The sequence below is a fragment of the Streptomyces paradoxus genome (genome assembly GCF_014202475.1).
GTDB classification, from domain to species: Bacteria; Actinomycetota; Actinomycetes; order Streptomycetales; family Streptomycetaceae; genus Streptomyces; species Streptomyces paradoxus.
Genome location: NZ_JACHGV010000003.1, coordinates 548,007 through 559,352 on the forward strand (window position 1 = coordinate 548,007; position 11,346 = coordinate 559,352).

The following is an 11,346-nucleotide window of genomic DNA, read 5'->3' on the forward strand; positions in this document are numbered from 1 at the left end:
GGTCTCGGAGGTTGGTCACAACGGTCGTTCCCGCCTGTGAACTGCGATGCTGGAGTCATGAGCTACAGCACGGCTGACTCCTTTCGGCCCGTCACCCTCGACGACGTGCGCGGTGCGCAGAAGATGCTGTCGGGTGTGGCGCGGGTGACCGCGATGGAGGGCAGCAGGCACCTGTCCCAGATGGTCGGTGCGCCGGTCCACCTCAAGTGCGAGAACCTGCAGCGGACGGGCTCGTTCAAGCTGCGCGGCGCGTACGTGCGGATCGCCGGTCTGCTGCCGGAGGAGCGCGCCGCCGGTGTCGTCGCCGCGAGCGCCGGCAACCACGCGCAGGGCGTCGCCCTCGCCTCCGCCCTGCTCGGCGTGCGCTCCACGGTGTTCATGCCGAAGGGCGCCCCGCTGCCCAAGGTCAGTGCCACCCGTGACTACGGGGCCGAGGTACGTCTGCACGGCCAGGTCGTCGACGAGACGCTGGCCGCGGCGCAGGAGTACGCGGCCGAGACGGGCGCGGTGTTCATCCACCCCTTCGACCACCCCGACATCATCGCGGGCCAGGGCACGGTGGGCCTGGAGATCCTGGAGCAGTGCCCGGAGGCGCGCACGATCCTGGTCGGCATCGGCGGGGGCGGGCTGGCCGCCGGGATCGCGGTGGCGGTGAAGTCCCTGCGGCCGGACGTGCGGGTCGTGGGTGTGCAGGCGGCGGGCGCGGCGGCCTACCCGCCCTCGCTGGCGGCGGGCCGGCCGGTGTCGGTCGAGAACCCGGCGACGATGGCCGACGGCATCAAGGTCGGGCGGCCCGGCGACGTGCCGTTCGGGATCGTCGGCGAGCTGGTCGACGAGGTGCGCACGGTCAGCGAGGACGAGCTGTCCGCCGCGCTGCTGCTGTGCCTGGAGCGGGCCAAGCTGGTCGTGGAGCCGGCCGGGGCGAGCCCGGTCGCGGCGCTGCTGAGCGAGCCCGGCGCCTTCGAGGGCCCGGTCGTCGCGGTGCTGTCCGGCGGCAACGTCGACCCGGTGCTGATGGAGCGGGTGCTGCGGCACGGCATGGCCGCGCAGGGCCGCTACCTCGCGGTGCGGCTGCGGCTGACGGACCGGCCCGGAGCTCTCGCCACTCTTCTGGGCGCGTTGTCAGTGGTCGACGCTAACGTCCTCGATGTGAGCCATGTCCGGACCGACCCGCGGCTCGGGCTCACGGAGGCGGAGGTCGAGCTGCACCTGGAGACGAAGGGCCCGGCGCACTGCGCCGAGGTGGGTCAGGCGCTGCGCGAGGCGGGCTACACGGTCATCGGCTGACCCGGCTCCCGGGCCGGCCCAAGATCCTTTCGTCACACGAAGAGTAACCAGGAAAAGCGCATTGTGAGACGCGATACATCGCGTTATGGTGTGTTGGTGCCAAGCTTTGCCGGACGTCTGTCCGGCCATCCCCGAAGACGTGGAGACTCATATGCCAGGCGCCATCTACGCCGAAGGTCTGGTCAAGACCTTCGGTGACGTAAAGGCCTTGGACGGCGTCGACCTCGACGTGCCCGAGGGCACGGTCCTCGGCCTGCTCGGGCCGAACGGCGCGGGCAAGACCACGACCGTCCGCTGCCTGACCACCCTGCTGCGCCCCGACAGCGGCCGGGCGGTCGTCGCGGGAATCGACGTGCTCAAACAGCCTGACGCGGTCCGCCGCTCCATCGGCCTGTCCGGCCAGTTCGCGGCCGTCGACGAATACCTCACCGGCCGGGAGAACCTCCAGATGGTCGGCCAGCTCTACCAGATGCGGGCCAAGGCGGCGAAGGAGCGCGCGGCCGAACTGCTGGAGCAGTTCCATCTCGCGGACGCCGCCGACCGCCCCGCCAAGACCTACTCGGGAGGCATGCGCCGCCGCCTCGACCTCGCGGCCGCCCTGGTCGTCTCGCCGCCCGTGATGTTCATGGACGAGCCGACGACGGGCCTCGACCCCCGCAACCGCCAGCAGCTGTGGGAGGTCATCAAGCAACTGGTCTCCGGAGGCACGACGCTGCTGCTCACCACGCAGTACCTGGAGGAGGCCGACCACCTGGCGCACGACATCGCGGTGGTCGACCACGGCAAGGTCATCGCCCAGGGCACCTCCGACCAGCTCAAGGCCCGCACCGGCGGCGAGCGCGTCGAGGTCGTGGTGCACGAACGCGAGCACATCCAGGGCGCCGCCGAGGTCCTCGCCGGCTTCGGCAAGGGCGAGACCACCGTCGAGGAGCACATGCGCAAGCTCACCGCCCCCGTGACCGGCGGCGCCAAGCTCCTCGCCGAGGTCATCCGCGAGCTGGACACCCGCGGCATCGAGATCGACGACATCGGCCTGCGCCGGCCGACCCTCGACGACGTCTTCCTGTCCCTCACGGGACACGTGGCCGAGGCCAAGGACCAGGAGAACGACAAGGAGGCCGTCCAGTGAGCGCCGCAACCGACACCGTGCGCGTCGCGCCGGCCGCGAACCCGGTCAGCCAGTCGATCCGGGACTCCCTGGTCGTCGCCAAGCGGAACCTGATCCGCATGTCCCGGATCCCCGAGATGATCATCTACGGGCTGATCCAGCCGATCATGTTCGTGGTGCTGTTCACCTACGTCTTCGGCGGCTCCATGCAGATCGGCAACAGCACCAGTGCCGCCGACTACAAGAACTTCCTGATGGCGGGCATCTTCGCGCAGACCGTCACGTTCGCCACCGCCAGCTCCGGCGCCGGCATCGCCGACGACATGCACAAGGGCCTCATCGACCGCTTCCGCTCCCTGCCCATGGCACGCGGCGCGGTGCTCACCGGGCGCACCCTCGCCGACTCCGTGCAGACGGCCCTGACCCTGGTGGTCCTCGCCGTGGTCGCCCTCCTGGTCGGCTGGCGCGTCGGCTCGGACGGCAGCACCAACGCCGCCAAGGTCCTCGCGGCCTTCGGCCTGCTGCTCCTGCTCGGCTACGCGTTCACCTGGATCGGCGCCCTGATCGGCATGTCCGTGCGGACCCCCGAGGCGGCCACGTCCAGCGGCCTGATCTGGCTCTTTCCGGTCACGTTCATCTCGAACGCGTTCGTGGACACCAGTCACATGACCCCGTGGCTGCGCCACATCGCCGAGTGGAACCCGTTCAGTGCCACGGTCCAGGCCTGCCGGGTCCTCTTCGCCAACCCGGGCCAGTCGACGTCGGACGCCTGGCCCATGCAGCACCCGGTGTGGGCCTCACTGATCTACTCGGTCCTCATCCTGGTGGTCTTCCGGACCCTGGCGGTGCGCAAGTACCGCTCGGCGACGGCATGACAAACGCCCCCGGGGCCTGTGGGCGCCGGGGGCAGATCAGGGCTCGGACGGCGGCGGGTCAGCCCTCGTACGGCTCGGCCTTGAGGATCTTCACCAGGGCCTTCTTGCCGTTCGGCAGCTCGTACTCCGCGTCCTCGCCGACCTTGTGGCCGATCACGCCGGTGCCCAGCGGGGACTGCGGCGAGTAGGTCTCGATGTCGGAGCTCGCGTACTCGCGGGAGGCGAGCAGGAACGTCAGCGTGTCGTCCTCGTCACCGTCGAACGCGATCGTGACGACCATGCCGGGCGCCACCGCGCCGTCCGCCGCGGGCGCCTCACCGACCTTGGCGCTCTCCAGGAGCTGGGTGAGCTGGCGCACACGGAGCTCCTGCTTGCCCTGTTCCTCCTTGGCCGCGTGGTACCCGCCGTTCTCACGCAGGTCGCCCTCCTCGCGCGCGGCGGCGATCTTCGCGGAGATCTCCGCCCGCGCGGGACCAGTAAGGTGCTCAAGCTCAGCCTTGAGCTTGTTGTACGCCTCCTGGGTCAGCCAGGTGACGTTCTCGCTGGTCTGGGTCACAGGTGCTCCTCGTAGGTACTGGGAATACAAAGCATCGCCCTACCCAGAAGAATGTTCCTTCACGGAAGGGCGAAACCACGAGCCTAACAATTCAGGGGCCCGAGGGGGAGGACATAAGCCACCAGATTCACGTCAATGCAGGTCAGGCACTACGTATTCCAGGTGATGCCGGTCGGCGTCAGCCGGTGTGGCAGCCCAGCAGCTCGGCCGTGGTCCCCGGGGAGGTCGTACGGAGCGTGACGACCTTGTCGATGCGGGTCCCGTCCCCGTCGAAGCGGAAGTCGGCCCGGCCCACCTCGGCCCCGTCCTCGGCCTGCGAGCGCACCGTGCAGTAGCCCTTGGCGCCGGCGTCCTTGCGGACCTCCAGATGCACCTGCACGGACTTCTGGCCCGGCTCGAAGCTGATCACCTCGGCGCTGATCTCGCTCTTGGCGACGTAGTGGTAGCCGAACCAGCCGAGGAGCCCCAGCAGCGCCACCGCGAGGACGGTGCCCACGACCTTGAGCGTACGGTCGGCGCGCTCGTCCGAGGAACGGCCGTATCGGCCCTCGGGCAGCCGCGTGCTCGCCGTACTCATGATCGTCCTCCTGGCAGGGCCGGGACGAAGGTCCCGGAAGGGGCTCCAGGACCGGGTCCCGGAATTATTCGCCCCCCGATTCGGTCACTATAGAAGCCGCTGATTGCGCCGACGCACACAGGGCGCCGACTTACTGAGGATTGAGTCTTGACTGACCAGTTGCGACTGATGGCCGTTCACGCCCACCCCGACGACGAGTCGAGCAAGGGCGCTGCGACCATGGCGAAGTACGTGTCCGAGGGGGTGGACGTGCTGGTCGTGACCTGCACGGGCGGGGAACGCGGCTCCATCCTCAATCCCAAGCTCCAGGGCGACGCGTACATCGAGGAGCACATCCACGAGGTACGCAAGAAGGAGATGGACGAGGCCCGGGAGATCCTGGGCGTCAAGCAGGAATGGCTCGGCTTCGTCGACTCGGGCCTGCCCGAGGGCGACCCGCTGCCGCCGCTGCCGGAGGGCTGCTTCGCCCTGGAGGACGTGGACCACGCGGCCGGGGAGCTGGTGCGCAAGATCCGCGCCTTCCGCCCCCAGGTGATCACCACGTACGACGAGAACGGCGGCTACCCGCACCCCGACCACATCATGACCCACAAGATCTCCATGGTGGCGTTCGAGTCGGCCGCGGACACCGAGAAGTACCCGGAGGCGGAGTACGGCCCCGCCTACCAGCCGCAGAAGCTCTACTACAACCAGGGCTTCAACCGCCCGCGCACCGAGGCCCTGCACCAGGCGATGCTCGACCGCGGCCTGGAGTCCCCCTACGGGGACTGGCTCAAGCGCTGGGAGGAGTTCGGCATGAAGCAGCGCACGCTCACCACGCACATCCCGTGCGCCGACTTCTACGAGATCCGCGACAAGGCGCTGATCGCCCATGCCACGCAGATCGACCCGGACGGCGGCTGGTTCAAGGTGCCGATGGAGATCCAGAAGGAGGTCTGGCCGACGGAGGAGTACGAGCTGGCGAAGGCCCTCGTCGATACCTCCCTCCCCGAGGACGACCTCTTCGCGGGCATCCGCGACAATGCCTGACATGAGCGCAAGCGCAAGCCTGGCAATGACGCACCTCGTCTCCTTCGCCAAGGAGGTCGACGAGGACAAGGTCACCCCCGGCGTCCTCGGCTTCATCGTCTTCGCGGCGATGGCCCTGGCGGTGTGGGCCCTGATGAAGTCGATGAGCCGGCACATGAACCGGGTCGACTTCACGCAGGTGCCGGACCCGAAGGCGGAGCAGGCGGAGCAGGCGGAGCAGCCGGCGGCGGAGCCGGCCCGGACGGAATCCGCGGAAGCGGAGCCCTCCGGCCAGGGCGGCAAGAAGCAAGGCTGACGCCCCCCGAGGGGGCGCCACCCGTCGGTGGCCGGCGACAAGCGCCGCCGACGGGTGCGCCGCGCGCGTCGGGAGTGCCACCGTCAGGCACCACGCCCGTGGGAGGGCGGCGCCTGGAGCCAGGAGAACCCCGACGCGCACCCGGCGTCCCCCCAAGGAGTCTGGCCTAGGCCCCCGTCTCCACCGCCACCCCCATCACCTCACGCGCATGCCGGTCCGGGACCATGCCCAGGCGCCAGGCCTGCCAGCCCGCCTCCAGGGTCACGCCCCGCTCCAGCAGCAGCTGGAACGCGTCGAGGTTGTCGTCCAGCTTGCGGTCGCGCAGCCCGTGGCTCGCGCGGGACAGTTGCGCCAGCTCCTCCTGGGCCACCGCCGTACCCACCTCCATGCCGCCCGGTGCGGCGTACGGCAGGAGGGTGCAGCGCAGGAAGCGGGCCCAGTCCTCGCCCCGGCGGTCGCCGTAGGACGTGAAGAGGTCCACCGCCTCGTCGCACAGGGCCAGAGCCTGCTGGGTGCGGGCGTTGCCCGCGTCCACGACCGCCAGTTCCAGGCACGTCCAGGCCTCGCCGTGGGCGACGCCGATGCGCTGGAAGTCGGCCCGGGCGTCGACCAGGAGCTGGCGGGCGAAGCCCGAGTTGCGCAGCGAGCCCGTCTGGGCCGCCCGCTGGTTGCGGGTGACGCGGGCCGAGTGGTGGCGGGCGCAGGCCAGACCGTAGACGTCACGCATGCGGGAGAACATCGTGCGGGCGCGCTCCAGTTCGCGGACCGCCTGGTCGAGATCGCCCGTCTCCTCCAGTGCCTGGCCCAGGTAGTACAGGGTCCATGCCTCACCGCGCGCGTCCTCGTTGTCGCGGTGCCGGGCGGCAGCCCCGCGCAGTTCCTCCACCGCCGGGGACGCGTCCCCGGCGACCAGCAGCGCACGGGCCAGCTGCGTCAGGGCCCAGGCCTCGCCGCGGGCGTCCCGGGTACGGCCGTACAGGTCGAGGGCCGCGCGCAGCTCGGACTCGGCGCGCGGGACGTCGCCCATGCGCAGCCCCAGCTGACCGAGCTGGAAGTGCGCCCACGCCTGGCCGTGCACGGACTCGCCCGCCCGGTGCAGCACCAGGGACTCGGTCAGCAGAGCCAGCGCCTCCGCCACCCGGGCCCGGTCCCGCTCGACCGCCGCCAAGGCGTGCATCGTCCACGCCCGGTCCGTGGCCAGCTCAGGGGAGGACTGCAGGGCGAGGGCCTCACGGAGCTTCTCCGACGCCTCCGTCAGATTGCCCTGGTGGTGCAGCGTGATGCCGAGGGAGCACAGCGCGCGGGCGGCACCCGCGTCGTGGTGGGCCTCCCGGTAGAGGTCCACGACCGAGGCGAGGGTGGTGCGGGCCTTGTCGAGCTCGCCGAGCTGCCGGGCCGCGATACCCGTACGCCACTGCACCGAGCGGACCAGCAGGCCCTGGTCCACCGCCTGCGCCAGCTCGCTGATCTCGCCCAGGCGGTACAGGTCGCCCCGCAGCAGGCAGTAGTCGCACAGCGCGCCCAGCAGGTTCAGCACCGCCGCCTGGTCCACCCCCTCGGCATGCCGCAGCGCCGCCGTGATGAAGCTCGACTCGTCGTCCAGCCAGCGCAGCGCCTCGTCGAGGGAGGTGAAGCCGTAGGGGCTGAAGCGGTTCGTCCGGGTCGACATGTTGCCGTCGACCATCCGCAGCACCGAGTCGGCCAGCTCGGCGTAGTTCACGATCAGCCGCTCCTGCGCCGCCGTGCGCTCCGCCGGCTCCTCCTCGTCGAGCAGGCGGGCCTGCGCGAAGGAACGCACCAGGTCGTGCAGCCGGTAGCGGTCGCCCCGGACGTGGTCGATCAGACCGGCCCGGGTCAGGACCTGCAGATGGCGCTTGGCCTCCGCCTCGTCCGTCGCCAGCAGCGCGGCGGCCGCGGCGGCACCCAGCGAGGCCCGCCCGGCCAGGGCCAGCCGGCGCAGCAACCGCCGCACGGTCTCCGACTGGTCGGTGTAACGCAGCCACAGGGCGCGTTCGACCGGCTCGACCGGCCCGTACGCGTCGAGGTCCGTGGCCAGCGCGCGCGGCGAGCGCGGGCCGAGGCACGACCCCGCGATGCGCAGCGCCAGCGGCAGCCCGCCGCACAGCTCCCGGACCCGGTCCGCGGACTCCGCGTCGTACGGACCGGAACGGTCCTGCGCCGCCGCGCCCAGCAGCTCCTCCGCACCCGCCGCGTCCAGCGGCGTCACCGCCAGCTGGTGCACCCGCGCGGGCAGATCCCCGAGCTCCAGCGGGCCCCGCGCGGTCACCAGCACCAGGCTGTCGGACCGCTCCGGGACCAGGGCGCGGACCTGCTGCACGTCCGCGGCGTCGTCGAGGACGACCGTGACCGGCAGGCCCGTCAGATGCTGGTGATACAGCTCGCCCAGCCGCTTGACCTGCTGGTCGGGCGAGGAACGCTCACGGAACAGCAGCTGCTCGCGGGGCGCGCCGAGCCGGTTCAGCAGATGCAGCAGCGCGTCACGGGTGGACAGCGGGGACTCACCCGGCCCGTCCCCGCGCAGGTCGACGACACAGGCACCGCGGAAGTAGTCCCTCAGATCGTGCGTCGCGTGCACCGCGAGCGTCGTACGGCCGCTGCCGGGCGTGCCGTGCAGCACCACCACCGTCGGCTGCGTCTGAGTGCTCGCCCGGGCCGACTGCACCCACTGCCGGATCTGCGCCAGCTCGTGCCGCCGCCCCGCGAAGGGCTCCGACGGTTCGGGGAGCTGCCCGAAGGACTGCTCCAGCACGTTGCGCCCGCGCGCCGCCGCGCTCTTGTCCGCACCCCGCAGCCGCGGCCCCGGCTTCTTCGGCCCCGTCGAGGCCGCGAGCACCCGCTGCTGGTCCAGGAACGGCCGGATGCCCCGCACCTCCAGCGCCGTCAGCCACTGGAGCCGCAACTGTTCGGGCCCGCCGGGCTGGCTCACGGCCCCTGCGCGACGACTCGCGGCCGGCAGATGCGACCCGACCACCTTCACCACCGTCGCCGCGGCCCCCACGACACCCACCGTCACACCCGCCCCGAGAGCCGTCCCGGTCCCCGTGCCCAGCGCCATGTCGGCGACGACGGCCGCGACCGCGGCGACCGCGGCCACCAGCAGCGGCGTCCCGGCGCCCTCCCGGGCGTACCGCTGCCCGAAGGTCAGCTGACCGACCGCCGCCTCGTCGAGGGCGCGCGTGTAGGCCTCGTACTCCTCGCCCGCGCTCCGCGCCATGGTGTCGAGCGCCCCGCGCGCCCGCGCGAGCAGCACCTTCCCGTCGCTGCGCCCGCCCGAGCGGCGCACCTCCTCCTCCACGGCCCGCACCAGCAGCCGCTCGGCCTCCGCCCGATGAGCGTCCCGCATGTCACGTCCCCCTCCGGCGGCAACTCCTGTGTGTACGAGTGTCCTTGGTGGGAGGCGTGAGCGCGAGGGGGCGACGATCAACGGATGCGGTCCGGTGACCTAGGGGCCGCTCGCTCGCGCGAGGGGCTGCGTTCCACGGCCGGGCCGCCGTCCTGAGGCAGGATGGAAGCATGCCGAACCGACTGGCTCATGAGACGTCCCCTTACCTGCTCCAGCACGCCGACAACCCCGTCGACTGGCGGCCCTGGTCGGGAGAGGCTTTCGACGAGGCCCGGAAACGGAACGTGCCCGTCCTGCTCAGCATCGGATACAGCAGCTGTCACTGGTGTCACGTCATGGCTCACGAGTCCTTCGAGGACCAGGAGACCGCCGAGTACCTCAACGCACACTACGTGAGCGTCAAGGTCGACCGGGAAGAACGCCCCGACGTGGACGCCGTCTACATGGAGGCCGTGCAGGCGGCCACCGGGCAGGGCGGCTGGCCCATGACCGTCTTCCTCACTCCGGACGCCGAGCCGTTCTACTTCGGTACGTACTTCCCGCCCGCTCCCCGGCAGGGCATGCCGTCCTTCCGGCAGGTGCTCCAGGGTGTGCACCAGGCGTGGGACGAGCGGCGGGACGAGGTGACCGAGGTCGCCGGGAAGATCGTCCGGGATCTGGCCGGGCGGGAGATCTCCTACGGCGACGCGCAGACCCCCGGTGAGGAGGAGCTCGCGCAGGCGCTGCTCGGGCTGACCCGGGAGTACGACCCGCAGCGCGGCGGATTCGGCGGGGCGCCGAAGTTCCCGCCGTCCATGGTGCTGGAGTTCCTGCTGAGGCACCATGCGCGAACCGGCGCCGAGGGCGCGCTCCAGATGGCGAGCGACACCTGCGAGCGGATGGCCCGGGGCGGGATCTACGACCAGCTCGGGGGCGGCTTCGCCCGCTACTCCGTCGACCGCGACTGGGTCGTGCCGCACTTCGAGAAGATGCTGTACGACAACGCCCTGCTGTGCCGGGTGTACGCCCATCTCTGGCGCGCCACCGGCTCGGAGCTCGCGCGGCGCGTCGCCCTGGAGACCGCCGACTTCATGGTGCGCGAACTGCGCACGAACGAGGGCGGGTTCGCCTCCGCGCTGGACGCCGACAGTGACGACGGCACCGGGAAGCACGTCGAGGGCGCGTACTACGTGTGGACGCCGGAGCAGTTGCGGGATGTTCTCGGCGAGCAGGACGCCGAGTCGGCGGCCCAGCACTTCGGGGTGACCGAGGAGGGGACCTTCGAGGAGGGCGCGTCCGTCCTCCAACTGCCCGTGCGGGACGGCTTCGTCGACGCGGGGAAGGTCGCCTCCATCCGGGAGCGGCTGCTGGCGGCGCGGTCGGAGCGGCCCGCGCCCGGCCGGGACGACAAGGTCGTCGCCGCCTGGAACGGTCTCGCGATCGCCGCGCTGGCCGAGACGGGCGCCTACTTCGACCGGCCCGATCTGGTCGAGGCCGCCGTCGCCGCGGCCGACCTCCTCGTCCGGCTGCACCTGGACGAGCAGGCCCGGCTCACCCGCACCAGCAAGGACGGCCACGCCGGCGCCAACGCCGGTGTCCTGGAGGACTACGCGGATGTGGCGGAGGGCTTCCTCGCGCTCGCGTCCGTCACCGGGGAGGGGGTGTGGCTGGAGTTCGCCGGGTTCCTGCTGGACCACGTCCTGGCCCGTTTCACCGACCCCGAGTCGGGCGCGATGTTCGACACCGCGGCCGATGCCGAGCGGCTGATCCGCCGTCCGCAGGACCCGACCGACAACGCCGCCCCCTCCGGCTGGACCGCCGCGGCCGGTGCCCTGCTGAGCTATGCCGCGCACACCGGCTCCGAGCCGCACCGCACGGCCGCGGAGCGGGCGCTCGGTGTCGTCAAGGCACTCGGGCCGCGGGTGCCGCGCTTCATCGGCTGGGGGCTCGCCGTCGCGGAGGCCGTGCTGGACGGTCCGCGGGAAGTCGCGGTCGTGGGGCCGTCGCTCGGCGACGAGGGCACGAGGGTCTTGCACCGCACGGCACTTCTGGGGACCGCGCCGGGTGCCGTCGTCGCCGTCGGCGTCCCGGAGAGCGAGGAGTTCCCGCTGCTCAGCGACCGTCCGCTGGTCGGCGGTGAACCGGCGGCCTATGTCTGCCGTAACTTCACATGTGACGCGCCGACAACGGAAGTTGAACGGCTGCGTGCGGTGCTGAGCGACTGAAGTCGGGAATCAACGGAAACACGCTCTTTATCTGAACAGCCCCCAGGCTTC

Annotated in this window: 9 protein-coding genes; 6 read left to right on the top strand and 3 right to left on the bottom strand. The window is 71.4% G+C overall.

Annotated features, from left to right (window positions below; translation table 11 throughout):
• The first annotated feature begins 57 nt into the window (after positions 1–57).
• From ilvA to HNR57_RS12265, 3 genes are all read left to right on the top strand, one after another.
• Positions 58–1,287: a threonine ammonia-lyase gene (gene ilvA / locus HNR57_RS12255; RefSeq protein WP_184559700.1), complete on the top strand. Its 1,230-nt coding sequence runs from the start codon at positions 58–60 to the stop codon at positions 1,285–1,287.
• A gap of 151 nt (positions 1,288–1,438) precedes the next feature.
• On the top strand, positions 1,439–2,416 hold the full coding sequence (locus HNR57_RS12260; RefSeq protein ID WP_184559702.1) for an efflux ABC transporter ATPase subunit, DrrA-related: 978 nt from the start codon (positions 1,439–1,441) through the stop codon (positions 2,414–2,416).
• Positions 2,413–3,270 carry an ABC transporter permease gene (locus HNR57_RS12265; RefSeq protein ID WP_184559704.1) on the top strand — a complete coding sequence of 286 codons (858 nt, stop codon included), beginning with the start codon at positions 2,413–2,415 and terminating at the stop codon, positions 3,268–3,270. The genes HNR57_RS12260 and HNR57_RS12265 overlap by 4 nt, the downstream gene beginning before the upstream one ends.
• Positions 3,271–3,328: 58 nt before the next feature.
• On the opposite strand, the gene greA is transcribed toward HNR57_RS12265, so the two are convergent.
• Positions 3,329–3,826 (bottom strand): transcription elongation factor GreA, encoded by a 498-nt coding sequence (gene greA / locus HNR57_RS12270; RefSeq protein ID WP_184559706.1) that lies wholly within the window; start codon positions 3,824–3,826, stop codon positions 3,329–3,331.
• Between the two features lie 178 nt (positions 3,827–4,004).
• Positions 4,005–4,403 carry a DUF4307 domain-containing protein gene (locus tag HNR57_RS12275; RefSeq protein ID WP_184559708.1) on the bottom strand — a complete coding sequence of 133 codons (399 nt, stop codon included), beginning with the start codon at positions 4,401–4,403 and terminating at the stop codon, positions 4,005–4,007.
• A 147-nt stretch (positions 4,404–4,550) separates the two neighbouring features.
• Here HNR57_RS12275 and mca point away from each other — a divergent pair, with 147 nt between their 5' ends.
• Entirely contained in the window at positions 4,551–5,432 is an 882-nt protein-coding gene (mca, locus tag HNR57_RS12280) for a mycothiol conjugate amidase Mca (RefSeq protein WP_184559710.1), read from the top strand.
• Entirely contained in the window at positions 5,425–5,727 is a 303-nt protein-coding gene (locus tag HNR57_RS12285) for a hypothetical protein (protein WP_184559712.1), read from the top strand. The genes mca and HNR57_RS12285 overlap by 8 nt, the downstream gene beginning before the upstream one ends.
• A 166-nt stretch (positions 5,728–5,893) precedes the next feature.
• On the opposite strand, the gene HNR57_RS12290 is transcribed toward HNR57_RS12285, so the two are convergent.
• A complete protein-coding gene (locus tag HNR57_RS12290) occupies positions 5,894–9,091 on the bottom strand; it encodes a tetratricopeptide repeat protein (protein WP_184559714.1) in 3,198 nt (1,065 codons plus the stop codon).
• 170 nt (positions 9,092–9,261) lie between these two features.
• Between HNR57_RS12290 and HNR57_RS12295 the strand changes: the two genes are divergently transcribed.
• On the top strand, positions 9,262–11,295 hold the full coding sequence (locus tag HNR57_RS12295) for a thioredoxin domain-containing protein (protein WP_184559716.1): 2,034 nt from the start codon (positions 9,262–9,264) through the stop codon (positions 11,293–11,295).
• Positions 11,296–11,346: the final 51 nt, after the last annotated feature.

Bases quoted from the DNA above. Each gene is read 5' to 3' on its own strand.
- ilvA (WP_184559700.1), top strand. From the start codon at position 58: ATGAGCTACAGCACGGCTGACTCCTTTCGGCCCGTCACCCTCGACGAC.
- HNR57_RS12295 (WP_184559716.1), top strand. From the start codon at position 9,262: ATGCCGAACCGACTGGCTCATGAGACGTCCCCTTACCTGCTCCAGCAC.
- HNR57_RS12260 (WP_184559702.1), top strand. From the start codon at position 1,439: ATGCCAGGCGCCATCTACGCCGAAGGTCTGGTCAAGACCTTCGGTGAC.
- HNR57_RS12285 (WP_184559712.1), top strand. From the start codon at position 5,425: ATGCCTGACATGAGCGCAAGCGCAAGCCTGGCAATGACGCACCTCGTC.
- HNR57_RS12290 (WP_184559714.1), bottom strand. From the start codon at position 9,091: ATGCGGGACGCTCATCGGGCGGAGGCCGAGCGGCTGCTGGTGCGGGCC.
- HNR57_RS12275 (WP_184559708.1), bottom strand. From the start codon at position 4,403: ATGAGTACGGCGAGCACGCGGCTGCCCGAGGGCCGATACGGCCGTTCC.